This is a genomic window from Spongiibacter tropicus DSM 19543 (assembly GCF_000420325.1).
In the GTDB taxonomy this organism is placed as follows: Bacteria; Pseudomonadota; Gammaproteobacteria; order Pseudomonadales; family Spongiibacteraceae; genus Spongiibacter; species Spongiibacter tropicus.
This window is the reverse complement of record NZ_ATUS01000002.1, coordinates 47,420-70,787: the sequence shown is the minus strand read 5'-3', so window position 1 is coordinate 70,787 and position 23,368 is coordinate 47,420. Positions and strand designations below refer to the sequence as shown.

General features: G+C 59.6%; 22 protein-coding genes and 1 tRNA gene. 9 read left to right on the top strand and 14 right to left on the bottom strand.

What is annotated here, in order from left to right:
• Positions 1-173 precede the first annotated feature (173 nt).
• Positions 174-250: transfer RNA gene (locus tag G411_RS0111990), tRNA-Ile, on the bottom strand.
• A 178-nt stretch (positions 251-428) separates the two neighbouring features.
• Here G411_RS0111990 and G411_RS21875 point away from each other — a divergent pair.
• The 3 genes from G411_RS21875 to G411_RS21515 are packed head-to-tail and all read left to right on the top strand — an operon-like array spanning position 429 to position 4,915.
• Positions 429-2,297 (top strand): adenylate/guanylate cyclase domain-containing protein, encoded by a 1,869-nt coding sequence (locus G411_RS21875; protein WP_157581299.1) that lies wholly within the window; start codon positions 429-431, stop codon positions 2,295-2,297.
• Between the two features lie 3 nt (positions 2,298-2,300).
• Positions 2,301-2,672 carry a response regulator gene (locus G411_RS0111980; protein WP_022959453.1) on the top strand — a complete coding sequence of 124 codons (372 nt, stop codon included), beginning with the start codon at positions 2,301-2,303 and terminating at the stop codon, positions 2,670-2,672.
• Complete coding sequence (locus G411_RS21515) at positions 2,669-4,915, top strand: ATP-binding response regulator (protein WP_022959452.1); 2,247 nt, start codon at positions 2,669-2,671, stop codon at positions 4,913-4,915. Before G411_RS0111980 ends, G411_RS21515 begins: the two co-directional genes overlap by 4 nt.
• A gap of 5 nt (positions 4,916-4,920) precedes the next feature.
• On the opposite strand, the gene G411_RS0111970 is transcribed toward G411_RS21515, so the two are convergent.
• From G411_RS0111970 to rpsU, 5 genes are all read right to left on the bottom strand, one after another.
• Positions 4,921-5,436, bottom strand: coding sequence for a putative periplasmic lipoprotein (locus G411_RS0111970; protein WP_022959451.1), 516 nt, complete (start codon positions 5,434-5,436; stop codon positions 4,921-4,923).
• Positions 5,437-5,509: 73 nt separating this feature from the next.
• On the bottom strand, positions 5,510-7,297 hold the full coding sequence (gene rpoD / locus G411_RS0111965) for an RNA polymerase sigma factor RpoD (protein ID WP_028968385.1): 1,788 nt from the start codon (positions 7,295-7,297) through the stop codon (positions 5,510-5,512).
• Between the two features lie 108 nt (positions 7,298-7,405).
• Entirely contained in the window at positions 7,406-9,274 is a 1,869-nt protein-coding gene (dnaG, locus tag G411_RS0111960; protein WP_022959449.1) for a DNA primase, read from the bottom strand.
• A gap of 69 nt (positions 9,275-9,343) precedes the next feature.
• Positions 9,344-9,799, bottom strand: coding sequence for a GatB/YqeY domain-containing protein (locus G411_RS0111955; RefSeq protein ID WP_022959448.1), 456 nt, complete (start codon positions 9,797-9,799; stop codon positions 9,344-9,346).
• A gap of 120 nt (positions 9,800-9,919) precedes the next feature.
• Entirely contained in the window at positions 9,920-10,135 is a 216-nt protein-coding gene (rpsU, locus tag G411_RS0111950) for a 30S ribosomal protein S21 (protein ID WP_022959447.1), read from the bottom strand.
• Between the two features lie 186 nt (positions 10,136-10,321).
• Between rpsU and tsaD the strand changes: the two genes are divergently transcribed.
• A complete protein-coding gene (gene tsaD / locus G411_RS0111945) occupies positions 10,322-11,353 on the top strand; it encodes a tRNA (adenosine(37)-N6)-threonylcarbamoyltransferase complex transferase subunit TsaD (RefSeq protein WP_022959446.1) in 1,032 nt (343 codons plus the stop codon).
• Positions 11,354-11,356: 3 nt separating this feature from the next.
• Positions 11,357-11,713: a dihydroneopterin aldolase gene (gene folB / locus G411_RS0111940; protein ID WP_022959445.1), complete on the top strand. Its 357-nt coding sequence runs from the start codon at positions 11,357-11,359 to the stop codon at positions 11,711-11,713.
• 2 nt (positions 11,714-11,715) lie between these two features.
• Here folB and G411_RS22515 read toward each other — a convergent pair whose 3' ends face one another.
• Genes G411_RS22515 through G411_RS0111905 form a run of 7 tightly spaced genes read right to left on the bottom strand, consistent with a single transcriptional unit; the run spans position 11,716 to position 19,473 of the window.
• Positions 11,716-12,798, bottom strand: coding sequence for a tRNA nucleotidyltransferase/poly(A) polymerase-related protein (locus G411_RS22515; protein ID WP_022959444.1), 1,083 nt, complete (start codon positions 12,796-12,798; stop codon positions 11,716-11,718).
• Between the two features lie 38 nt (positions 12,799-12,836).
• A complete protein-coding gene (locus tag G411_RS0111930) occupies positions 12,837-13,643 on the bottom strand; it encodes a symmetrical bis(5'-nucleosyl)-tetraphosphatase (RefSeq protein ID WP_022959443.1) in 807 nt (268 codons plus the stop codon).
• Between the two features lie 8 nt (positions 13,644-13,651).
• A complete protein-coding gene (apaG, locus tag G411_RS0111925) occupies positions 13,652-14,029 on the bottom strand; it encodes a Co2+/Mg2+ efflux protein ApaG (RefSeq protein ID WP_022959442.1) in 378 nt (125 codons plus the stop codon).
• Between the two features lie 12 nt (positions 14,030-14,041).
• A complete protein-coding gene (gene rsmA, locus G411_RS0111920; RefSeq protein WP_022959441.1) occupies positions 14,042-14,830 on the bottom strand; it encodes a 16S rRNA (adenine(1518)-N(6)/adenine(1519)-N(6))-dimethyltransferase RsmA in 789 nt (262 codons plus the stop codon).
• Positions 14,827-15,825 (bottom strand): 4-hydroxythreonine-4-phosphate dehydrogenase PdxA, encoded by a 999-nt coding sequence (gene pdxA, locus G411_RS0111915; RefSeq protein WP_022959440.1) that lies wholly within the window; start codon positions 15,823-15,825, stop codon positions 14,827-14,829. The genes rsmA and pdxA overlap by 4 nt, the downstream gene beginning before the upstream one ends.
• Positions 15,825-17,090 carry a peptidylprolyl isomerase gene (locus G411_RS0111910; protein ID WP_022959439.1) on the bottom strand — a complete coding sequence of 422 codons (1,266 nt, stop codon included), beginning with the start codon at positions 17,088-17,090 and terminating at the stop codon, positions 15,825-15,827. The genes pdxA and G411_RS0111910 overlap by 1 nt, the downstream gene beginning before the upstream one ends.
• Positions 17,083-19,473: an LPS-assembly protein LptD gene (locus G411_RS0111905; RefSeq protein ID WP_022959438.1), complete on the bottom strand. Its 2,391-nt coding sequence runs from the start codon at positions 19,471-19,473 to the stop codon at positions 17,083-17,085. Before G411_RS0111905 ends, G411_RS0111910 begins: the two co-directional genes overlap by 8 nt.
• Positions 19,474-19,588: 115 nt before the next feature.
• Here G411_RS0111905 and G411_RS20295 point away from each other — a divergent pair, with 115 nt between their 5' ends.
• The 4 genes from G411_RS20295 to G411_RS0111885 are packed head-to-tail and all read left to right on the top strand — an operon-like array spanning position 19,589 to position 22,690.
• Positions 19,589-20,629 carry an aminoglycoside phosphotransferase family protein gene (locus G411_RS20295; RefSeq protein WP_022959437.1) on the top strand — a complete coding sequence of 347 codons (1,041 nt, stop codon included), beginning with the start codon at positions 19,589-19,591 and terminating at the stop codon, positions 20,627-20,629.
• Positions 20,630-20,634: 5 nt separating this feature from the next.
• Positions 20,635-21,291: an N-acetylmuramate alpha-1-phosphate uridylyltransferase MurU gene (gene murU / locus G411_RS0111895; RefSeq protein WP_211218344.1), complete on the top strand. Its 657-nt coding sequence runs from the start codon at positions 20,635-20,637 to the stop codon at positions 21,289-21,291.
• Positions 21,292-21,335: 44 nt separating this feature from the next.
• Positions 21,336-22,004 (top strand): ribulose-phosphate 3-epimerase, encoded by a 669-nt coding sequence (gene rpe / locus G411_RS0111890; RefSeq protein ID WP_022959435.1) that lies wholly within the window; start codon positions 21,336-21,338, stop codon positions 22,002-22,004.
• Positions 22,001-22,690 carry a phosphoglycolate phosphatase gene (locus tag G411_RS0111885; RefSeq protein WP_022959434.1) on the top strand — a complete coding sequence of 230 codons (690 nt, stop codon included), beginning with the start codon at positions 22,001-22,003 and terminating at the stop codon, positions 22,688-22,690. The genes rpe and G411_RS0111885 overlap by 4 nt, the downstream gene beginning before the upstream one ends.
• 28 nt (positions 22,691-22,718) lie before the next feature.
• Here G411_RS0111885 and G411_RS0111880 read toward each other — a convergent pair whose 3' ends face one another.
• Positions 22,719-23,306, bottom strand: coding sequence for a DUF488 domain-containing protein (locus G411_RS0111880; protein WP_022959433.1), 588 nt, complete (start codon positions 23,304-23,306; stop codon positions 22,719-22,721).
• Positions 23,307-23,368: the final 62 nt, after the last annotated feature.

The following is a 23,368-nucleotide window of genomic DNA, read 5'->3' as shown; positions in this document are numbered from 1 at the left end:
AGCTGCTTAAAAATCCTTTTGTATATCTGATCTTAGTCGATTTGGCGGCAGTTAATAAGCCTGTCATTAACTCTAGCCCGAGACCTTTTGATTCAGGAAGTCCTACGGGGTTTGGATAGGCTTGTTTGAGGGGATAGCCCTGGGTGAGCTAGGAGCTAATTTAATTGGGAAAATGGTGGGCCTTGCAGGACTTGAACCTGCGACCGATCGATTATGAGTCGAGCGCTCTAACCAACTGAGCTAAAGGCCCACTGAGCCGCGTGCTTGGCGTGGGCCGTATCGGCCTGCCGTTTTGCGGTTTCGCGGAGGGCGCCCGGTGGGCGCAGCCGGGGCATTATAAAGAGGCGTGCCAGGCATTGCCAGCGGCTGTGTTATTTTGCTGCGGTGCTGCCATAATTGCGGTATTCACCCTTGGCGCGGAGCGGGTTTTGAACGACAAACAGCGTATTGAGAAGGCGTATCTGGACGACATTCGTCAGAGCCTCTACGCGCCGTTGACGGCGATGCAACGCCGGGCGGCGAGTGTTGAGCAGGCCCTTGCGGACGATCCCGCTGCACTGGCTGACGCCCGGCGCATTTCCGAGGCGTTGGAGGTGTTGTCGGCCTCGCTGGAGGCGGCGGCAGAGGCCAGCGATGACACTGCCCTGTCGCGCTTGCGTCACGATCAGCGCAACAGTATCGGCGTAGTGGAAGGCTATGTGGAAATTTTGCTGGAAGACCTCGGCGATGCTTCCTGCTGCGAGGCGCTGAGCGAAATCGCCACCCTTTCCAAGCGCTTCCAACTGGAGCTGGAAAAGCTCCGTTTGCCCACTGCCGGTGGTGACAAGACCGACCCCATTTCCTCCATTTTCAAAAGCTTCAAGCGCGGTCTGCGACTGGATCAGCGGCGCGTGGCGCCAGCAACGATTTTGGTGGTGGATGACAATGACAGCAGCCGTGAGTTGCTGGCGCAACAGCTACAGCGTCAGGAGCATCTGGTAATTGAGGCCAGCAGCGGCGAGCGGGCATTGGAGGTGATGCGCAGTGCCAAGCCGGATTTGCTGCTGCTGGATCTGGTAATGCCGGGCCTGAATGGCTACGAGGTACTGCAAACCATTCGCGCCGACGAAGAGCTGCGGCGCATTCCGGTGGTGGTCATCAGCGGTGTGCAGGACGAGGCCGGGGCGATTCACTGTATTGACGCCGGGGCCAGCGATTACCTGATCAAACCCGTGAATGCCACGTTGCTGGGGGCGCGCGTGTCGGCGTTGCTGGAGCGCAAGTCCTGGTTCGATCGCGAACGGGAGTACCTCGCCGAGCTGGAGAAAAGTCAGCGTTTTGTGCGCAAGGTGTTTGGCCGCTATCTGTCGGATGAGATCGTGCAGCGTCTGCTGGATGAACAGGACGGTCTGCGGCTGGGTGGCGAACGTCGCCAGGTGACGGTGTTAATGGCAGACATCCGCGACTTTTCGACGATCAGTCTGCTGCTGGAGCCGGAACGCTGCATGCTGCTGTTGAACCATTATCTGGCGGTGATGACGGAAGTGATTCAGGGTTTTCGCGGCACGGTGGACGAGTTTGTCGGCGACGGCATTCTGGCGGTATTCGGCGCGCCGGTGAGTGAAGAGGACGATGCCGACAGAGCGCTGGCCTGTGCGGTCGCCATGCAGCGGGCCATGGGTGAAGTGAATGCCCGCAATGTGGCCGAGGGCCTTCCGGCGATTGAAATTGGTATTGGCCTGAACACCGGTGATGTGGTGGCGGGAAACATCGGTTCCGAGCTGCGCAGTAAATATGGCGTGGTGGGCCACAACGTGAACCTCGCTTCGCGAATCGAGGCCTGTACCGCAGGTGGACAGATTCTCGCTTCGCCCGCCACGCTGGAGAATGCCCGTAGCGAAGTGCTGCGCGGTCGCTGCATTGAGGTATCGGTGAAAGGCTTGGACGCGCCATTGCCGTTGTCGGAAGTTCTGGGAGTGGGGCTGCCCTACGATCTGCTGCTGGAGTCGCCGGAGCCGCAACCCTGGCAGTGGTTGGCGACGCCGCAGTCTTTGACGCTGAATGTGCTGGAGAGCAAGCGTCTGGGTGATGAGCGGCTGCCGGTGCACCTTTGTGCCCGCCGCGATAATGGGCTGCTGATCGAGAGCGATGCTGAACTGCCCAGCCCCAGTGATATTTGCCTGTTCGGGCCGGGAGAAGAGGGCAGTCTGTATGGCAAGCTGGTGGCCGCCGACGACGGGCGCTATGAATTGCGCACAACGATCCAGCCCGATTGGCTGGGCCTGGCGGCAACTGACACAACAGAGAATAACGGGTGACAAATGCCGACCGTGCTTTTGGTTGAAGACAATGAAATGAACCGCGATATGCTCAGCCGTCGCCTGCAGCGTCGCGGTTATGAGGTGCTGCTGGCCGTCGATGGTCAGCAGGGGATTGATATGAGTCGCCGTGAATCGCCGGATATCCTGCTGTTGGATATGAGTCTGCCGGTGAAGGACGGGTGGCAGGTGGCGCGGGAAATGAAGGCTGATGACTCGCTGCGCCACATTCCCATTATTGCGCTGACCGCCCACGCCATGGCCGACGACCGGCTGCGGGCGATGGAGGCGGGCTGTGACGATTACGACACCAAGCCTGTGGACCTGCCGCGGCTGTTGAGCAAAATGAACGCACTGCTGGCTGAGCCTTCATGAGTTTTACCCGCCGTTTAACCCTGTCTTTTGTCACTATTCTGCTGCTCTCGCTGGGCAGTGTGCTGGTGCAGGTGTGGGGCAATGATACCCGCCGCCGCAATGTCTGGTTGTTGCAGAATGTGATCAGTACGCAGTCGGACATGAATGCCTTCAGCCAGCAGCTATATGGTATTCAGCGCAAAATGCGAGTGGTGGAAGCCCTCAATGCCTCGGCGGCGAATAAGCAGCTGAACGAGAATGAGCGGGGAGAGCTGCTGGCGGCCATTGAACGACTGCGTGAACTGCAGGACACGCTTAATCGCGAGTTGCGTGAATACATGGAGCCGGACAGTTATCGTCCGCTGGTGACCGAGACATTGCTGGATGCCTGGCAGCGATTTTTGCTGGCGACGGAAAAGCGGTTGGTGTCGCCGGATGACGCCGCTGAAGCGCTGCTGATCGCCACGACGGAATACCAGCAGCTCAGTGCGACCTTGAGCGACAATGAACTGGCACTGCTGATTCGCTCGGATGAAATTAATGCCCGCCTCAAAGACATCGTCAGCCTGACCAACAAGGTGGCGCTGGGGGTGTTCCTGCTGGCGCTGATTACCACCTTTGTGCTGGGTTACTACATTACCCGCTATACCCGTCGTTCCATCCGCCAGTTGCAAAAGGGCACGGCGGAATGGGGCAGTGGCAATTTTGATTACAGCATTGCCGATATGGGGCACGATGAATTCGGGCAGTTGGCGAAGTCCTTCAATGAGATGGCGGCCAATCTGCGCAGCGCCATGAGTCGCGTGCGTGAAGCCAGTCGCCGGGCGGATGCCGCCAATCAGGCCAAGAGTGGCTTTCTGGCAAATATGAGCCATGAGCTGCGCACGCCGATGAACGCGATTATTGGCTACTCCGAAATGCTGCTTGAGGAGATTGAGGACGACCCAGCGCTGCCCGCCGGCGACTTACAGCCAGACCTGGAAAAGGTGCAGTTGGCAGGCAAGCATTTGCTTACGCTGATTAATGACGTGCTGGATATTTCCAAAATCGAGTCCGGGCGCATGGCCGTGTTCTGGGAAAGTGTGGAGCTGGATTCGGTGCTGCGCGACGTTGAGGTGACGGCGGCGCCACTGATGGAGAAAAACCGCAACCGCCTGCATTGCGATTACCAGTTCAGCAGCAATTATGTACGTACCGATGTGACCCGGCTGCGGCAGGTGCTGCTGAATCTGCTGAGCAATGCCGCCAAATTTACCCGAGAGGGTGATATCTCGCTGAAAGTCTGGGAGGAAGTAAGCGGCGAAAACAATACCCTGAATATCGAAGTGTCGGACACCGGTATCGGCATGAGTGACGAACAACTTGAGAATGTCTTCGATGCATTTGTGCAGGCAGATCTGTCGACGACCAAGCAGTTTGGCGGCTCTGGACTGGGGCTGACGATCTCCAAGAAGTTTTCAGAGCTGCTGGGCGGTACGCTCAGCGCCGAAAGCGAGGCCGGGAAAGGCAGTCGGTTTCTGTTGCGGCTGCCGGTGAACGGTGAAACCTCGGTCGCTCTACACAGTCAGGATGCCGACACTGCGCGTGGCGATGTGCTGGTGATTGATGATGACGCGAACGCGTTGGAAATTGCCCGCCGCAGCTTGCAGCGAGAGGGCTACCGGGTGCGTACGGCCAGCACCGGGCCAGAGGGTTTGGATCTGGCGCGCGAGCAGCGCCCCGACCTGATTATTCTCGATGTAATGATGCCGATTATGGACGGCTGGCAAGTGCTGCATATTCTGCGTCGGGAGCCGGGGCTGAGCAATGTGCCGGTGCTGATGCAGTCCATGCTGAATGAGCGGGATCTGGGGCTGCTGCTGGGCGCCAACGAATACCTGGTGAAGCCGGTGGAGCGCGAGGAGTTAGCCGCTGCCGTGCGGGAGCTGATTCCCGCCGGGGCGGTGGGCAATCTGCTGTTACTGGAAGAAGGGGATGCGCTGGCCAATGTCATCGCGCGTTTACCCGGCTCCGAGTATTGGCAGCTGTTTCGCACGAGTACGGTGGGCGAGGCCCGGAAGCTACTGGCCGAGCACGCGTGGCAGTTGATTGTGATCGGGCCGCACAGTAATGACCGTCAGGTTGGTGAATTTCTGGCCGGGTTGCGTGCCAGCCAGTGGCGCGCCGTGCCAGTGATGCTGGCCCGCACCGAGGCCGATGCCAGTGTGCTGGAGCAGCAGTTGGCGCTGTATCTGCGCCGGGCGGGAGGCGATCGCCCCGAGTGATGGGCTTATTGCAGCGAGAGCTGGCGCAGCTTATCCAGTGCGATCTGCAGCGCGTTAATTTCCTGCATTAGAACCTGCTGGGTGCGGGCAGATTCTTCTACTTTGCGCTGGGCTTCTTCCAGGCTGATACGTGCTTCCAGCGCATAGCCCAGCGCGGTAAAAATCGCGGTGTTGTCGCCGGAGCGGCCATTATTCAGCACATTGAGTTGGTCGAGACTGCGGGTGGCGCGCGCGGTGTTCGCTCGGGGATTGTCTTTGTTCAGATAGAGCAGGGTTAGTTGCGTCAATGCCTGCTGGCGAAGGCTGGTTTTGTTGCGAGGCTCGTTGGCAATGACCTTGAGCTGGTCTTCTGCAACGTAATAATGGCCTTTGTTGGCAAAGCCGATGGCGGTCTGCAGTTGTTCGTTCAGTTCCTGCTCACGCTCAGCTTGTTCGTTGACGACGGGCACGGGTTCTTCAGGGGTCGAGCTGCAACCGGCCATCAAGGCAATAAAAAGACTGAATATAAGCAGTTTGCGCATGGGCACTGTTCTGATTCCGTGTGGAGTCGTTCAGGGCTGCGCGGCGACCAGCGCGGGCCGCCGCATGATTGTATTACTCGTCGAGGAAGCTGCGCAGGTGATCTGAGCGCGTCGGGTGACGCAGCTTGCGCAGAGCCTTGGCTTCGATCTGACGGATACGCTCACGGGTAACGTCAAACTGCTTGCCGACTTCTTCCAGCGTGTGGTCGGTGTTCATATCGATACCGAAGCGCATGCGGAGCACCTTGGCTTCGCGGGCGGTCAGACCAGCCAGCACTTCCTTGGTTGCTTCGCGCAGGCCTTCACCTGTTGCAGAGTCAACTGGCGAGGAAATGGTGGTGTCCTCAATGAAATCACCCAGATGCGAATCTTCATCGTCGCCGATCGGGGTTTCCATGGAGATCGGCTCTTTGGCGATTTTCAGTACCTTGCGAACCTTGTCTTCCGGCATTTCCATGCGCTCACCCAGTTCTTCCGGAGTGGGCTCGCGACCCATTTCCTGAAGCATCTGGCGAGAGATACGGTTCAGCTTGTTGATCGTTTCGATCATGTGCACCGGAATACGAATGGTACGTGCCTGGTCGGCGATGGAGCGGGTGATCGCCTGACGAATCCACCAGGTGGCGTAGGTGGAGAATTTGTAGCCGCGGCGATACTCGAACTTGTCGACAGCCTTCATCAGGCCGATGTTGCCTTCCTGAATCAGGTCGAGGAACTGCAGGCCACGGTTGGTGTACTTTTTGGCGATGGAAATTACCAAGCGCAGGTTGGCTTCGACCATTTCCTTTTTGGCGCGACGAGCGCGGGCTTCGCCGATGGAGATACGACGGTTGATTTCCTTGATGTCGGAAATCGTCAGGTCCTGACGTTCTTCAATGACGGCGATGCGAGCCTGAATGCGGCCGAGGGCATCTTTGTAGTCGGCCAGTGCCGGGTACTTGGCAATGTGCTCGTCGATCCAGCTGGCGTTAGCTTCATTGCCCTGGAAGCTGCGGATGAACTCTTTGCGGTCCATGCCGACGTTCTTCACGCAGATCACCATAATCTCGCGCTCAAGCGCACGGATGGAGCTGAGCGTGGTGCGGACTTCTTCGATCAGCGGATCGAAGGTGCCGGGGGTCAGTTTGAAGAACTTGAACAGTTCGCCCAGTGCGGCCAGCTCTTTGGCGGTCTGCTTGCTGTAGCGACCGTGATCGGCGATGCACTTCTCGACTTTGTCGTTCTGCTTTTGCAGGGCCGAGAAGCGCTGTTTTGCCTCCTCGGGATCGGGGCCAGAGGTGGTTTCTTCGTCGTCGTCACTGGACTCAGCGGCAGCAGCAGCCTGCGCCTGCGGAGAGGGGACTTCGTCGGCGGGGTCCAGGTAGCCGCTGATAATATCGCCCAGACGGCGCTCTTCAGTGGCGACTTTGTCGTACTCGGTCAACACACCTGACACGATGCCGGGGTAGTAAGCCAGCGCGGCCATCATGTCGCGAATGCCTTCCTCAATACGCTTGGCGATGACAATCTCGCCTTCACGGGTCAGCAGTTCGACGGTGCCCATTTCGCGCATGTACATGCGCACGGGGTCAGTGGTGCGGCCGGTTTCGGTTTCCACTGCAGCCAGGGCGGCGGCAGCTTCGGCGGCGGCGATGTCGTCGGAGGAGTCGCCGCCGGTCATGATCAGGGTGTCTTCGTCAGGGGCATGTTCAAATACCTGAATGCCCATGTCGTTGATCATCTGGATAATTTCTTCGACCTGATCCGGATCGGAAATGTCCTCCGGAAGGTGGTCATTTACCTCAGAGTAGGTCAGGTATCCCTGCTCCTTGCCTTTGGCAATGAGTTGTTTGAGGCGCGATTGATGCGTTGAGTCATTCATGCTTGCAAAATACTCGTAGGTGCAGGTGAAAAATAGCCGCATATTGTACCCTAAATGCACAGTCTCCGACCAGTAAAAACCTGCTTTGTTCAGGCGGGATCAGTGGCATTACTTGCGGTGTTTGTGTGCCAAAAGCTGCTGGATGTGTCGCAGCTCGGCTTTGGTGTCATCGCTGAGTTCAGCGTAGTTGCCCGTAGCGGCTTTGTCGACTTCTTCGCGTTCGCGCAATGCGGCCAGCCTCTGTTGAAGGTGGGTGTCCTTCTGGCGGCGCTCAAAGTGCTCAAGGGTGTCGAAAAAAGCCCTGCGTGCCAGCGCTTCATCCAGACTGCTGCCCAGCAACTCGATGGTCTTCAATGCATCGGTCAGCAGCGGGTACTCGGGCTGGCCGTGCCAGTGTCCGAGCAGCATCGCGGTCGACGATTCCGGTCGCTTGCGCAGTAGTTCGACAATGGCGCTCAGCAACTGCAAGCCGGGGTCGTTGTCGCTGGGCGGCAGCGTGCTGATACCGTCGACAATCTCACTGGGGGCGTAAAGCAACATTGCCAGAGCAAACAGGCCAGGATCGCGTTTTCCGCGTGGCAGTTGCTCCAGCAGCGTGGCGCTGTCGCGTTTCTTTGGCCGCGGCGCGGGGCTGTCGGCGCGCTCCTCCTGCTGTTCCGGCTGCGGGGTGTTTTCTCGTAGCTTGTCCAGTGACGGGCGACTCAGGCCGCTGCGCTTGGCCAGTTCGTCAAACATGAGCTCTTTGTAGACGCCGTCGGGCAGCAGCATTAATAGCGGTGTCGCCAGCTTGGCGAGCTTGGCGCGTCCCTCCATGGTGTCCGGGTCAAGCTGGTCGTTGAAGCTGTCGAAAAAGTAGCTCTCGAGTTTGGCGGAGCGGGCGACTAATCCCTCGAAGCCGGGGCCGCCGATGCGCCGCACGGTGTCGTCGGGATCCTGACCTTCATCGAGGAAGAGAAAACGGATGCTGCGCCCGTCTTCCATGGTTGGCAGGGCGTTTTCCAGTGCGCGTTGGGCGGCGCGGCGTCCGGCTTCGTCGCCGTCGAAGCAGAAGACAATTTCGCTGCAGTAGCGAAATGCGGTGCGCAGGTGGTCGCTGTTGCTGGCGGTGCCCAGGGTGGCGACGGCGCAGCGGATGCCATGTTGAGCCAGCGCGACGACATCCATGTAGCCCTCAACAATAATGACCCGCTCCAGTTGGCGATTGTGTTGACGGGCTTCGTACAGGCCATACAGTTCGCGGCCTTTGTGAAAGATGTCGGTTTCCGGCGAGTTGAGGTATTTAGGCTTGTCGTCGCCGAGTACGCGCCCGCCAAACGCCACCACCCGTCCCCGGTTATCGCGGATGGGGAACATGATGCGGTCGCGGAAGCGGTCGTAGAGGCGGTCGCTGTCTTCTTTCTCAACCAGCATGCCTGCGTCGAGCAATTGCTGGCGGCCTTCGGGATTGGCGCCGAAGCCTTGCAGGATGTTGTCCCAGCCGGGCGGGGCGAAGCCAATGCCGAAGTCTCGGGCGATCTGCCCGCTGAGGCCGCGTTTCTTCAGGTAGCCGACCGCGCGTTCGGCGTCGGGATGTTGGCGAAGCTGGCGCTGGTAGTAGCTGGCCAATTGCTCCATCAAGTCGTAGACGGTCTTGCGGCGCTGTTGTTTCTGCGCCTGCTGGGGGCTGAGTTCTTCTCGGGGGACTTCCAGTCCGGCGCTGTGAGCGAGACTGTCGATGGCGGCAGGGAAATCCTGCCGTTCGTAGTCCATGATAAAGCCGATGGCGTTACCCGCCGCGCCGCAGCCGAAGCAATAGTAGAACTGTTTGTCCGGGTTGACGCTGAACGAGGGGGTTTTTTCTTCGTGAAACGGGCAGCGGGCAGTGTAGTTGCGACCGGTCTTCTTCAGGGATACGCGACGGTTAATGACGTCGACAATATCCACCCGCGACAACAGGTCGTCGATAAAGGCTTGGGGGATACGTCCTTTGGCGGCCACGGCGCTGATCCGATGAAACGGGAGCTTCAGATTAGCAAGGCTGGTGGGGTGCCGACCAGCCCAGCCGGTTTACTGGGCCAGTCGCTCTTTAATTTTGCGACTTACGGCTGCCATGTCGGCGCGGCCCTGGGCGGCAGGCTTGATCAGGCCAACCACCTTGCCCATGTCTTTCATGGAGTCGGCGCCGCTGTCGGCGATGGCTTTCTCTATCAGCGCGTCCAGCTCTTCATCGCTCAGCGGTGTGGGCATGAACTCTTGGATAACGGCCATTTCGGCGCGCTCTTGCGCGGCCAGCTCTTCGCGCCCCGCCTCTTCATACTGGGTAATGGAGTCGCGGCGCTGCTTGCACATTTTGTCGAGGATGGTCAGCAGGCGGGCGTCGTCCACCTCAATGCGCTCGTCCACTTCAATGCGCTTGACCTCGGCCTGAATCAGGCGAATGGCGCCTAGGCGCTCTTTCTCGCGGGCGCGCATGGCCGCTTTCATAGCGTCGTTCAGCGATTGTTTCAGTGTTGGCTGGCTCATCGGCATTTCCCTGCTGGAGATGTGTTTTTCAGACACAAAAACGGGCGACCACTGGGGTCGCCCATCTTTCGCAAATAGCTGTGCAGATGGCAGCGCGATGGTGGCTGCCGGCAGGCGCTCTTAGTAGAGGCGCTGCTGCTTTTTCATTTCGCGGGAAACTTTCTTCGCGTGACGCTTAACAGCTGCCGCCGCTTGACGCTTGCGAACTGACGTCGGCTTCTCGTAAAACTCGCGACGACGAACTTCGGCAAGGACGCCGGCTTTTTCGCAAGAGCGCTTGAAACGGCGCAGAGCGATATCAAAGGGCTCGTTTTCTTTGATCTTAACTGAAGGCATTCGTTAAACCTGTGCTGATAAAAGTTAGCAATCGATTCTTTTGCCACCGATACAAACGTGGCTCTCTAAGGGCGCAGAATTCTAAACGCTGTATTGTGAAAATGCAAAGTAAAAAGCGGCTTATCTGGTGCCGTCAGGGGGAAATCAGTATGATGCGCGCTCAGTAACAGTGCGGAAGGGCCGATTTTGCGGGTACTTGGACTCGAAAGCTCCTGCGACGAGACAGGCGTGGCAATCTACGACAGCGAGCAGGGGCTGCTGGCCGATGCGCTGTACAGCCAGATTGCCCTGCATGCGGAGTTTGGCGGCGTGGTGCCGGAACTGGCCTCCCGCGATCATGTTCGCAAGTTGTTGCCGCTGATTCGCGAAGTACTCGATAAGGCCGGAATGAACGGCGGTGACCTCGATGCCGTGGCCTATACTGCTGGCCCCGGTCTTGCTGGCGCGCTGATGGTGGGTGCCTGTGCCGGGCGTGCGATGGCGTACGCCTGGGGCGTGCCCGCGCTGGCTGTTCACCATATGGAAGGCCATTTGTTGGCGCCCATGCTGGAAGCGAATCCCCCCGAGTTCCCCTTTATTGCCTTGCTGGTGTCTGGCGGGCATACGCAGTTGGTCCGCGTCGACGGCATTGGTCATTATCAATTGCTGGGCGAGTCGCTGGACGATGCGGCGGGGGAGGCCTTCGATAAGGCGGCGAAAATGCTGGGCCTGCCATATCCGGGTGGGCCGCAACTCGCGAAGGTCGCCGCGCTGGGTGACAACAGGCGTTTTGATTTTCCCCGACCGATGGTTAATCGCCCCGGTCTGGACTTCAGCTTCAGTGGGCTGAAAACCTTCACGCTGAATACCGTGAATGACTGCCGTGCTGACGGCGTGTTGAGCGAAACGGATCGCAACGATATCGCGGCCGCGTTCCAGGACGCCGTGGTGGATACCCTGACCATCAAGTGTCTGCGTGCGCTGAAGCAGGAAGGGCTGTCGCGACTGGTCATTGCCGGTGGTGTGAGTGCCAATACCTTGTTGCGTGAGCGGCTGGAAGCGAAACTGGCGAAGATCGGTGCCCAAGTGTATTATCCGCGCCCTGCCTACTGCACCGACAACGGTGCAATGATTGCCTACGCAGGTGCTTGCCGTCTGCTGGCTGGGCAAGCGGAGGCGCTGTCGGTGCAGGTGCGTCCTCGCTGGCCGATGAACGAGCTGCCCGGTCTGGGAAACTGAATCATGGATAAAGTCTTTGTACGCGGTTTACGCGTCGATACCATTATTGGTACTCACGATTACGAACGTCTCCACCGCCAAACGGTACTTATCGATCTGGAAATGGGCTATGACGTTCGGGCGGCGGCGGCTGCCGAAGACATTTCCCTGACGCTGAATTACCAGGCCATCAGTGAGCGCCTGTGTGACTTTATTCGTCAGAGCGAATTTCTGCTGGTGGAGACCCTGGCCGAGCGCTGTGCGGCCCTGATTCGCGATGAGTTTGGTGTGCCTTGGCTGCGTTTGCGTCTGGCCAAACCGAACGCCCTGCATTACGCGGACGAAGTCGGCATTATTATCGAACGCGGCAGCGCTGGCTGATTTCAGCGTTTTTCCAGCAGCATCGTCAGTGTATGCAGGCGGTGCTCACGTAAGGCCTTGCCCAGTGCGGGACCGCGCAATCCTTCCTCCATCAACTGCTTTGCGTCGATACGACCGAGTGCCGCTGCGGCGCGTTTGAGTTGTTGGAGCTGCTCACCGTCTTCACCCAGCGCGGCTGCAATGCCGCACAGCTTATCGAGTATCTCCGGTCGTCGCAGGTAATCCAGTGCTTCCAGTTGTGACAGCGTGGCATCGGCTGACAGAGCCCTTGTCAGCGGCAGGGCGCTGGCGGCATGGCGAGCCAGCAGCGTGGCCAGTTTGCTGGCGCGAAGCCGGGTGCAGAGCGCCTCAGCGTCTTCACCAGACATTGCGCTGCAGCTCAGGGCAAAGCGCTGGTCGACATCGAGTCCCGTTTTATTCAGCGCCTGAAGCAGCGCGGCGTTCAAACTGTCGGCCCAGGCTGGGGATAAGGTATTCAGTGCGCCGCAGGCCAGCAAACTCTCGAAAAAGGCACTGGGCTGGCGTTCGCTGAGGGCCTTGTTGATCTCGACCATAATGCGCTCGGGACTGAGTGCGCCCAGTTCGCGGGCGGTGCTCATCTGCCGCATCAGCGCTAGGGTGTCGTCGGCAATGTGGAAGCCGAGATGGGCGTAGCGGGCGGCGAAGCGGGCAACCCTGAATATACGCAGCGGGTCCTCGGCAAATGCCGGGGAGACGTGGCGCAGCAGTCGTTGTTCAAGGTCTTGCTGGCCGCCAAAGGGGTCGATCACCGAGCCGTCGTCGGCCTTTGCCATGGCGTTAATGGTCAAGTCGCGGCGTCGCAGATCGTCTTCAACGCTCACTTCAGGGCCAAAGTCGCAGACAAAACCGTGGTAGCCCGCCGCCGTTTTTCGCTCGCGTCGTGCGAGGGCGTATTCTTCTTTGGTTTTCGGGTGAAGGAAAACCGGAAAGTCCTTGCCGACCTGCTCGTAGCCGAGATCAGTCAGTTCCTCGGGCGTGGCGCCCACCACCAGCCAGTCGCGCTCGTGGAAAGGGTAGTTTAAGAGTTCGTCGCGGACCGCGCCGCCGACCAGATAAATGTCCATGGGCGAATAATCAACGATTCTGTGAGGTGGGGGAAGGCCTAGTGGCAATCGCAGCGATGCAGTTCACCGCTATCCATATCCAGCAGTGTCATATGGCGTCCCCAGACGCAGCCGCTGTCCAGGCCGATCACGTCGCTTCTGCCAGTTTTGCCTTCCAGTGCAGCCCAGTGGCCGAAAAGCAGTGTTTCCTGCCGGGGGGCGGTTGGCCAGCGAAACCAGGGCTGGTAGCCCTCGGGAATGTCGCGGACGGCCCCTTTGAATGTCAGTTCCAACTCGCCATCGGCGCGACACAGGCGCATGCGGGTCAAGTAATTGGTGATGCAGCGCCAGCGTTCTACGCCCTCCAGGTCATCCCGCCAGCGCAGAGGCTCATTGCCGTACATGTTCTTAAAGAAGGTTTCGCTTTGCGGGCCTTGCAGTACCGATTCCAGTTCGGCGCTCAGCGCCAGTGCCTGCTCGCTGCTCCAGATCGGCGGAATGCCTGCGTGGCTCACCAGGTAGCGCCCGTCCTCCGAGCGTAGCACCAGGGCTTGCTGTTGCAGCCAGTGCATCAGCTCGGGCAGCTCAGGGGCGTTGAGCAGCGCGTCCAATGTGGGATGGCGTCCCCGATCGGTATAGCCCTGGGCAAGGGCGAGACAGTGCAGGTCGTGGTTGCCCAAGGTGATACGCACGCTGTCGCGAATGCTATAGAGGTAGCGCAGGGTATCCAGGGAATCGGGGCCGCGGTTGATCAGGTCGCCAACCAGCCAGAGCTGATCCGCCGAGGGATCGAAATTGACCGCGTCAAGCAAGCAGCGCAAGGGCTTGAGGCAGCCTTGCAAATCGCCAACAGCGTAGCGGCTCATGTCTCTGCTCAGTGCAGCGCGGAGCGCTGGGCCAGCGAGAACACGCCGATGGGCGCAATAAATGGGCGCCCGGAGGCGCTGATCATTTCGTAGCTGCCCTCCATGGTGCCGACAGCGGTGTCGATAACGGCGCCCGAGGTGTAGGTGAATGATTCGCCGGGTTCAATCAGCGGTTGCTTGCCAATCACGCCCTCGCCCTGAACTTCCTGCACCTGATTGTCGCCATCGGTGATAATCCAGTGGCGGTTCAGCAGGCGAACAGCCTCGTCGCCGTGATTGAGAATGGTGATGGTATAGGCAAAGGCGAAACGCGATTCCTCGGGGCTGGATTGTTCCGGCAGAAACTGCGTGTCGACTTGAATTTCAACGTTTTCGGTGTGGCTCATGAATACCCGGGTTCAGCGCGCCTGGCGCTCGAGGAAATTGGCTATGGTAACAAATTCTGTAAGGCCGAGCTGTTCCGGACGAATGCCGGGATCAATGCCCAGTGTCTCAATCTGCTCGCCGCTGAGCAGGTTCTTCAGGTTGTTGCGCAGGGTCTTGCGGCGCTGATTGAAGGCTTCACGCAGCACTCGCTGGAGGGTGTCCACGTTGTCGGCAACAATCGGCAGCTCGCGATGCGGGGTAAGGCGGACGATTGCCGACATCACTTTGGGGCGCGGTGAGAAGCATTCCGGGGGAACGTCAAACAGCGATTCCACCTGACAGTAATACTGGGCCATGATCCCCAGTCGACCATAGGCCTTGCTGCCCGGCTGGGCGGCAAGGCGATCCACCACCTCTTTCTGCAGCATGAAGTGCATGTCCTGAATGCAGGACTGCGCCGACAGCAGATGGAAAATCAGCGGAGTTGAAATGTTATAAGGCAGGTTGCCGACAACGCGCAGCGCGTTGTCGCCTGCCAGCCCGGCAATATCAAACTTGAGCGCGTCGCCTTCGTGCAGATGGAAATTCTCCAGCGCACCGAATTTGTCATCCAGAATGGGCAGCAGGTCGCGGTCCAGCTCAATCACATCCAAGCGGCAGCCGCTGGCGAGCAGCTCGGCAGTAATCGCGCCCTGACCGGGGCCGATTTCCAGTAGGCGCTGGTCGGCGCGGGGCGACACGGCGCGAACAATACTTTGAATGATGCCCCGGTCATGAAGAAAGTTCTGACCGAAGCGTTTGCGGGCGCGGTGTGCTGTCATAGTGTGGTGTCGCTGTAGGCGTTCTGGGCCATATCGATGGCATAGTGCAGGGCGGTCGCCATGCTGCCGGGGTCGGCGTTGCCGCTGCCCGCCAGATCCAGCGCAGTGCCATGATCGACGGAAGTGCGGATGATGGGCAGGCCCAGCGTGATGTTTACCGCCTGGCCAAAGCTCTGGTACTTGAGCACCGGCAGACCCTGATCGTGGTACATCGCCAGCACGGCGTCACACTGCTGGAGATGGCGGGGAGAGAAGGCTGTATCGGCGGGCATCGGGGCGGTGAGTTGCCAGCCTTGCTGGCGGAAGCGGGCGAGCACAGGCTCAATCACCTCGATTTCTTCCCGTCCCATGTGGCCACCTTCTCCGGCGTGAGGGTTGAGGCCGAGCACCATAATCCGCGGCTCATTACAGCCAAACTGGTGGCGCAGGTCGTGATGGAGAATCTCCAGCGTGCGCGTCAGCTCGGTGTCGGTGATGGCGTCGGGCACGGCACTCAGAGGAAGGTGGGTGGTCACCAGTGCCACGCGCATGGCGTCGCTGGCCAGCATCATAACCACTTTGTCGACACCGCAGCGCTCAGCCAGGTATTCCGTATGGCCGGAGAAGGGAATGCCGGCGTCATTGATAATGGATTTCTGTACCGGGCCGGTCATCAATGCCTGGCAGTCATCGCGTCGACAGGCGTCGGTCGCGGTGCGCAGGCATTCGACCACATAGGGCGCGTTGCGCACGTCAAGCTGCCCGCTTTTTGCCGGGCTGTCGAGGGAAACCGCGCGGACAAATAGCTGTCCCGGCCGGTGGGCTTGAGCGGGACTATCGTCGCTCACTTCAAGCAGTTCAATCGGGATGCTCAGCGCCTCGGCGCGTTGTTGCAAAAGCGCCGGATCGGCGTAAGCGACCAGCATCGCTGGCCAGTCTTGCTGCGCGATGCGCAGCAGCAGCTCCGGGCCTACCCCGGCTGGTTCACCGGGAGTGATGGCGATCTTCGGCAGCATCAGTTCTTGATGTCGACGTAGGCTTCCGAACGGATTTTACGCAGCCAGATGTCCAGCTCGTCCTGGTATTTACGCTCGTGAAGTACGTTGCGGGCCATGCGTTTGCGAAGTTCGCCGCTGACGTTTTGCTGGCGGCGGTCTTCCACCTGAATGATGTGCCAGCCGTACTGGCTTTGTACCGGACGCGTGACTTCGCCGATCTTGGCGTTGTCCATCGCTTCCTGGAATTCTGGCACCAGTTGGCCGGGTGAGGTCCAGCCCAGGTCGCCGCCTTCTTGCGCCGAGCCGATGTCTTCGGAATATTCCTTGGCGAGGTCGCGGAAGGACTCACCGTCGATGATTTGCTGGCGCAACTTGACTGCCAGCGCGCGGGTTTCGGCGTCATCGCGGATTGCCGAGGGCTTGAGCAGGATGTGGCGAGCGCGGGTCTGGGCGATGGTTTCGTTCAGGCCGCGGCTCTCCAGCAGTTGAATCACGTGATAACCCGAGGCGCTTTTCAGTGGCTCCGAGACCTGGCCGTCGCTCATGCCGGGTGCCACATTGGCAAACAGTGAGGGCAGATCGGTTTCCTTGCGCCAGCCCAGATCGTTGGCCTTGATGCCGCCCTGTGCCAGGGATTGGTAGTCGCTGCCGCTGCGCAGGCGGTTTGCCAGTTGCTTGGCGCGTTGCAGCGCTGCGTCGCGCTGGCTGTCGCTGGCATCCGAGTCGACCGGCACCAGCAGGTGAGCGAGGCGGTATTCCGGCGAGGTGCGGGCGCGGCCTTCTTCCGAATCGAGGTAGTTGTTGACCTCCTGATCGGAGATTTGAATGCGCTGGTTCACATTGCCCATCTGCACGCGTTGCAGCAGCATTTCACGGCGGATTTGCTCACGGACCTCATTGTAAGAGGCGCCGCTGTCGATCAGTGCCTGGCGGAACTGCGGCAGTGTCATCTTGTTTTGCGCAGCAACACGGCCAACGGCCTGATTGAGCTGTTCGTCGTCAATCCGCAGGCCGACGCGGTCGGCCATCTGTAACTGGATGTTCTCCAGAATCAGCATGTCGAGCACTTCCTTGCGAAGCTGTTCCTGCGGCGGTGACTGTTGACCGGCGCGGGCAATGTTTTGCTCGATGGTGGCAACGCGGTCATTCACTTCGCTGGCTAGAATGACATTGTCGTCAACAATGGCGACGATGCGATCCAGCCACTGGGTTTCGGCTCGTGCAACTGTGCTGAGGCACAGGGCAAACAGAGCGGCGAGGAGTGTTGTCTGACGTTTATTCATTTGTTTGATAACCAAAAATGCTTTCTTGCAGTACGCTGGTAACGGCCGTGCCCAGGCCGCCCAGCCCCTTGAGTTGGAACTCCACGAGGTAGGCGGAGTTGGTTCGGGTGTCAATGGTATTAGACGCGCTATCGTTCTCGGGTTCCAGTGCCTGCTGGTAGACAAAGCGCGTCAGCCAACAGCAGTTCTCGTATTCCACGCCAACCAGGTTCTCCAGCGGACGGTTGTCCTCAAAGTCGTACTGGGTTTTGGCAAAGAGTTTCCACTGGTTGTTCAGCGGAATCACCGCCGAGGCATCCACCTGGCGAACATCATTGTCGAGGCCGCCGTATTCATTGCCCTCGCGCCGGATACTGTAGCCGAGATTAATCATGCTGCCGTTCTCGGTTTCAATGTGGTAGCGCAGATTGGTCTGATTCAGTTTTCCCTGGCGCGCGTCGTAGAGCAGGTCGGCATCGACGCTGTGATAGCGGTTGGGTGACCAGCGAAGCTGGCTGGCAACGTCTGAATTGCTGCTTTTGCGCACCGGATCGCCGGGCAGCTGTACGCGCCCATCGTCGAAGTAATAGAGCTGACCGACGCTCACGCTGAGAAATTCCCGGCCGACTTCGTTATCGATAAAACGGCTGCTGACACCCACCGCAAGCTGGTCGGCATCGCCGAGACGATCGTGGCCGGTGAAGCGGGTATCGCGGAACAGTTGCTGGTATGAAAAGGTCAGCGCCGCACTGTCGAAGTCCGGGTGATCGCTCTGATTCGCATATTCGGCATTGCGGTAGTAAATGCGCGGTTCCAGGGTCTGGGTCAGGCTGCTGTCGCCCAGCTCCAGCGGTCGCTCAAAGAAGAGACCGGCATCCAGGCTGAACTGGTTGGAGGCCGCACTGGGGTTGTTATCCAGGCCGACAGTGTCTGCCTTGTCCAGCGAGTAGCCGACATAGCGGCTCTTCACCGTGGGTTCTACAAAGCCCCAGCGCCAGCGCATCGGCAGGCTCAGGCCCGCTGCGCCATAAAAACGCTGCCCGGTAACCTGGGTGCCGCCATTCTGAATGGCGTCGCGGTGGTCGAAGCGGGTGTACTCGACTTCCATGGACGGTTCGAGCTGGAAATTGCGAGCTGGTGACTGATAACTCAGCGCGAGCTGGGGCAGCTTCTGATAGGGGTCGTCGACCGTGGCAATGGTCTGGTAGCGCTGCACTTCCAGGCGCCCGCTCCAGTTGTCAGAGAGGTAGCCCAGTTTGGCCTGTTGGTTCAGGTGGGTGCTGCGTTTTACGCTGAGGTTCGCCAGCCCGAGGTCTGAGAAATAATCATTGTCGCTGACCCGCGTGTAGTCGACCTCTGTGCTCCAGTTGTCGCCCATGTAGCCTTCTTCGGCGATGCCAAGCAGCCAGCGGTCGATATCTTCGCGCTGGTCGTTGGGCAGGTAGCTGCCGTTGATGGCCCACTCTGAGTACTTGTTGAGGTAGCGGAATTCGCCGCCGAGGGCTTCGCCGCGGGCTTCGATATAGCGCGGAACCACGGTCAGGTCGTAATTGGGTGCCAGATTAATGTAGTAGGGCACCGAGATGTCGAGGCTGTTGTCGGCCAGGCCCACGGTGGGAAACAGGAATCCGGTGGTGCGGCGATCATCGACCGGGAAGTTCAAATACGGTGTGTAAAAGACCGGCACATCATAGATACGAACACTGGTGCCGCGCGCGATGCCGCGGCCGGTTTCGTAGTCCAGCTCAATGCTGTCTGCGTGCAGCGACCAGGTTTCCTTATCGGGCGTACACTGGGTGTAGCTGGCTTTTTCCAGTTCAAAGCGGCCGAAGGCCGGGCGCGCCATGCGTCCGGCGCTGCCACGGGCACCGGTTTGATAGCTGAGAATTTCCGCTTCTGTCAGTTCGCCCAATCCGGCATTCGTGTCGAGGGTGGCCGATTGGCCTCGCAGCATAAAACCGGGCTGACGCAGGACCACGGCATCGCGCAGCATGACGCTGCCGTCGCTGCGTCGGTAGCGCGCGTAACCGGCGTCGAGACTGAGATTACCCTTGCGAAGTTCTACGCCGCCCTGCATCGTCGCGCTGTCGCCGACCGATTCGATTGTGTCAGCGGATACGACCAGCGGGGCTGTGGCCGGGTCCTGGTCTGATCCGCTCCAGTCTCTGGGCGGCTCGACAAAGCGTCCGGCACACCCCGGCGACAGTTCGCAGCGGGCGCTTTCCGGCAGTTTGTCCAGCGGTACCCAGTTCCAGTGTTGGTAGTAGGCGGGGAGTCGCGACATATCGAATTGCATCGCCTGGCCACTGATCGGGCCGCACTGCTCCACGGGCGCAGTCTGCGCCAGGCTGGCGGCACTGCAGCCGCACAGCAGCAGTGTGAAAAATGGGCGAAACGCAGTCATTCGATAATGGCTTAATTACGTGTGGCGATTGGCCTGAATTAGCGAAGGCGCATAATAAAGCATTCTCTGCTAGGATGCCCGTTTCCCGTTGAGATTGACCGATTTCCTGCCTTCCATGACTGCTGAAAATCCGACACCGACCCGTGACTTGACGCGCTGGGGCCTGCTTCAATTGGGGCTGCCAGAAACCACTCCCGCGACCTTGTCAGTGGTCTCTGGTGATGCCAGTTTTCGCCGCTACTATCGCCTGACGCTGGACAGTGGTGAGGCCTTTATTGCGGTCTACGCGCCGCCGGATAAAGAAAACAACCCTGCCTTTATTGCTGTTCAGCAGCGAATGATGGCCGCCGATTTGCGGGTTCCCGGTCTATTGGGCTGGGATTTACAGCAGGGGTTCATGTTGCAGGAAGACTTTGGCGATGCGCTGTTGCGCCCGGCGCTGTCTGATCTTGATGCGGCTGATCGCTATTATCTTCAGGCCTTCGATAGCCTGCTGAAAATGCAGGCTATGCCCTTACAAGATGGCGATCTTCCCGATTACGACCGCGAGCGGCTGTTGGAGGAGATGGCGCTCTTTCCCCACTGGTTCGTACAGCGGCTATTGGGCTATACCCTCAGCGACGAGGAGTGGCAGATGCTGGCGCGACTGTTTGATGCGCTCGCCAAGCGGGCGATGTCCCAGCCGCAGGGCTTTGTGCACCGGGATTTCCACAGTCGCAATATCATGCTGCTGGAGAATGACGAACTGGGACTGATCGACTTTCAGGATGCCGTGCGCGGCCCGGTCAGTTACGACCTGGTGTCACTGCTGCGCGACTGTTATATCCACTGGCCTGCCACCCGTGTCAGCGAGTGGATTGAGGCCTATCGCCAGCAGGCACTGGCGGCCGGGCAGTCGATGCCGGATGCCGCCGAGTTTGCCCGCGATGTGGATTGGATGGGGCTGCAACGGCACATCAAAGTGCTGGGAATTTTTGCCCGTCTTAAACTGCGTGACGGCAAATCGGCCTACCTCGACGATCTGCCATTGGTCATTGCCTATACCCTGACGGTGGCGCGGCAGTATCCCGAATTTGATGAATTTGTGCGCTGGTTTGAAACACGGCTGTTGCCGCTGGCGGCAGCGCAGCCCTGGTATCGGGAACTGCGCCTGTGAGGGCAATGATCCTCGCCGCCGGGTTTGGCGAGCGCATGCGCCCGCTGACCGAGACCACCCCCAAGCCACTGCTGCGCGCCGCGGGGAAACCCTTGATCGATTATCACCTGGAGAAGCTCGCCGTTGCGGGGTTTAACGAGGTGGTGGTCAACAGTGCCTGGCTGTCTGAGCAGATTGTGGATTATCTCGGCGATGGCACGCGCTACGGTTTGCAGATCACGCATTCGGTGGAGGAACAGCCGCTGGAAACTGCCGGTGGCATTGTGCGGGCGTTACCTCTGCTGGGCGACGCGCCCTTCCTCCTCCTTAACGGTGACGTGTGGAGCGATATCGACTTTGCGCCTCTGCGGGCGATTCGGCCAGCCGGTGCAGAGCTGCTGATGGTGGACAACCCCGCACACAACCCCGCTGGTGACTTTGCACTGGGCGACGACGGCCTGCTTAGTGAACAGGGCGAGCCGCGCTACACCTTTGCCGGGGTGAGTGTCTGGCAGCCGGCATGCTTTGCGGGACTGGCGCCAGGGCGCCGCCTTCTGAAACCTCTTATGCAGGCCTTAATGGCTCGATCGCAGTTGCGCGGCCGTCTTCATCGCGGTCAATGGTGGGATATCGGAACGCCGGAACGCCTCGCTGCGCTGGATGCCGAGCTGCGCTCTGCGTAAACTACGCACTCTTTTCTGCCGCGACACTGCATACGGGATCGACCATGGCCGACTACTGGATAGCCCCCTCAATTCTCTCTGCCGACTTTGCCCGCCTGGGCGAGGAAGTGGACACCGTGCTGGAAGCCGGTGCGGATATTGTTCACTTCGATGTAATGGATAACCATTATGTGCCCAATCTCACCATCGGCCCGATGGTGTGCAAGGCACTGCGCAATCACGGGGTGAAAGCGCCCATTGATGTGCACTTGATGGTGTCGCCCGTCGATCGCCTGATCGGTGACTTTGCCGAGGCCGGTGCCAGTATTATCACCTTCCACCCGGATGCCTCTATTCACGTAGACCGCTCTCTGCAGATGATCCGCGATGCGGGCTGTAAGGCCGGATTGGTACTGAATCCTGCCGTTGGCCCTGACGTACTGAAATACGTGATGGACAAACTCGACATGGTACTGCTGATGTCGGTGAATCCCGGCTTTGGCGGGCAAAAGTTTATTCCTTCAACCATCGATAAAGTGCGTGAAGTTCGCGCCATGATCGATGCCAGCGGCTACGACATCCGTCTGGAAGTGGACGGCGGGATTTCCGCCAAGAATATTGCTGAAATCGCGGCGGCCGGTGCCGACACCTTTGTTGCGGGTTCGGCAATTTTCAACGCCGAGGACTACACCGCGGTGATCGACAACATGCGCAGCGAGCTGGCCAGCGTATGATGCGTCTGCAAACGCTGTTGGGCGAGGCACCGCTGCAGGCACTGCTGTTCGATCTGGACGGCACGCTGGTCGATAGCGTGCCCGATCTGGCCGCGGCGATGGACCACGCTCTGGAATTTTGCGGCTACCCGCCTGCTGGCGAGGCGCGTGTGCGGACATGGGTGGGCAATGGCGCGCCTAAACTGGTTGAGCGGGCATTGACCTGGGCACTGGAAGTCAGTGAGCAGCAGGCACCACAGGCTCAGCAGCGCGTGTTGCTGGAAGCGTTCTACAACGCCTACGCCGAAGACAGCAGTTCGCGCAGTCGCCTGTTTGACGGGGTACGCGAGGCGCTGGAGTACTGGCAGGCGGCAGGCATTAAACTGGCCTGTGTCACCAATAAACCCGAGCGTTTCACCCATCCTATCCTCGCCACCTTTGATTTGCAGGAGTTGCTGCCGGTCGTGGTCGGCGGGGACACTCTGCCGACTCGAAAGCCTGATCCTGCGCCGCTGGTTCTGGCTTGTGAGCAGCTCGGGGTGTCGCCGAAAAATGCGGTGATGGTCGGTGATTCCAGCAACGATATTCAGGCGGCGCATGCGCTCGGCATGCCCGCGGCCTGTGTCAGTTTCGGCTATAACCACGGCGCGCCGATTCAAGAGGCGGGTGCCGACTTGCTGGTCGATCATTTCAGCGACCTGGTCTAAGTCGTCACGCTGTCGCTTCCCGGCGAATTCAGTCGGGTTTGCGGTAGGCGTGCTGTTGACACTGCGCCTGCCAGGCCAGCGGCAGGCAGTCGCATTCCGGGGTAAGCATATCCGGCTGAATATTCTGAATTTGCATTAGCCGCCGCTCCAGCGCGGCTTCGTCCTCCAATCCACCATCGTGCTCGATATGCAGCACGGCCTGCTGTCGTTGGTGCAGCAGGTAGTGACCGATCAGCAGGCTGCGATGGCAGGTCGCCGGGTCTTTCTCCGCACACATCAGCGCAATGCGCAGGGATTTTTTCATTCCGGCAAACACCCGTTCGATGCCGTTCAAAAACAGCTCGGCGGTTTGCAGGCGGTCAAACTGCACCTGTCCGCGGTCATCATAATGGGCAGGGTCTTTGGAGCGCGGGCCGAGTTCTTCCCCCAGATACACATAGTGGATACCGGCTGCGCGCAACGAAGCGGCCAGGGGCTCGCGGTGATAGTTGTGGAAGGCCTTGCTGTAGGGCACCGAGCGCACGTCGGCGATCGCATCAATCCGATGCTGGCGAAGTTGCGCCAGAAAGGTATCCAGCGGTTTGGTGGCATAGCCTATGGAGAACAGCTCGGGCATGGGCAGGTCGGTGTGCAAAGCGCAGCATTGTACACCGGCTATGGCGGCAACGCAGGGCGTGG

Excerpts from the sequence above, each read along its gene's own strand:
- G411_RS0111980 (WP_022959453.1), top strand. The coding sequence starts at position 2,301 with ATGCCGACCGTGCTTTTGGTTGAAGACAATGAAATGAACCGCGATATG.
- G411_RS21515 (WP_022959452.1), top strand. The coding sequence starts at position 2,669 with ATGAGTTTTACCCGCCGTTTAACCCTGTCTTTTGTCACTATTCTGCTG.
- G411_RS0111970 (WP_022959451.1), bottom strand. The coding sequence starts at position 5,436 with ATGCGCAAACTGCTTATATTCAGTCTTTTTATTGCCTTGATGGCCGGT.
- rpoD (WP_028968385.1), bottom strand. The coding sequence starts at position 7,297 with ATGAATGACTCAACGCATCAATCGCGCCTCAAACAACTCATTGCCAAA.
- G411_RS0111955 (WP_022959448.1), bottom strand. The coding sequence starts at position 9,799 with ATGAGCCAGCCAACACTGAAACAATCGCTGAACGACGCTATGAAAGCG.
- rpsU (WP_022959447.1), bottom strand. The coding sequence starts at position 10,135 with ATGCCTTCAGTTAAGATCAAAGAAAACGAGCCCTTTGATATCGCTCTG.
- folB (WP_022959445.1), top strand. The coding sequence starts at position 11,357 with ATGGATAAAGTCTTTGTACGCGGTTTACGCGTCGATACCATTATTGGT.
- G411_RS22515 (WP_022959444.1), bottom strand. The coding sequence starts at position 12,798 with ATGGACATTTATCTGGTCGGCGGCGCGGTCCGCGACGAACTCTTAAAC.
- G411_RS0111930 (WP_022959443.1), bottom strand. The coding sequence starts at position 13,643 with ATGAGCCGCTACGCTGTTGGCGATTTGCAAGGCTGCCTCAAGCCCTTG.
- apaG (WP_022959442.1), bottom strand. The coding sequence starts at position 14,029 with ATGAGCCACACCGAAAACGTTGAAATTCAAGTCGACACGCAGTTTCTG.
- rsmA (WP_022959441.1), bottom strand. The coding sequence starts at position 14,830 with ATGACAGCACACCGCGCCCGCAAACGCTTCGGTCAGAACTTTCTTCAT.
- pdxA (WP_022959440.1), bottom strand. The coding sequence starts at position 15,825 with ATGCTGCCGAAGATCGCCATCACTCCCGGTGAACCAGCCGGGGTAGGC.
- G411_RS0111910 (WP_022959439.1), bottom strand. The coding sequence starts at position 17,090 with ATGAATAAACGTCAGACAACACTCCTCGCCGCTCTGTTTGCCCTGTGC.
- G411_RS0111905 (WP_022959438.1), bottom strand. The coding sequence starts at position 19,473 with ATGACTGCGTTTCGCCCATTTTTCACACTGCTGCTGTGCGGCTGCAGT.
- G411_RS20295 (WP_022959437.1), top strand. The coding sequence starts at position 19,589 with ATGACTGCTGAAAATCCGACACCGACCCGTGACTTGACGCGCTGGGGC.
- murU (WP_211218344.1), top strand. The coding sequence starts at position 20,635 with ATGATCCTCGCCGCCGGGTTTGGCGAGCGCATGCGCCCGCTGACCGAG.
- rpe (WP_022959435.1), top strand. The coding sequence starts at position 21,336 with ATGGCCGACTACTGGATAGCCCCCTCAATTCTCTCTGCCGACTTTGCC.
- G411_RS0111885 (WP_022959434.1), top strand. The coding sequence starts at position 22,001 with ATGATGCGTCTGCAAACGCTGTTGGGCGAGGCACCGCTGCAGGCACTG.
- G411_RS0111880 (WP_022959433.1), bottom strand. The coding sequence starts at position 23,306 with ATGCCCGAGCTGTTCTCCATAGGCTATGCCACCAAACCGCTGGATACC.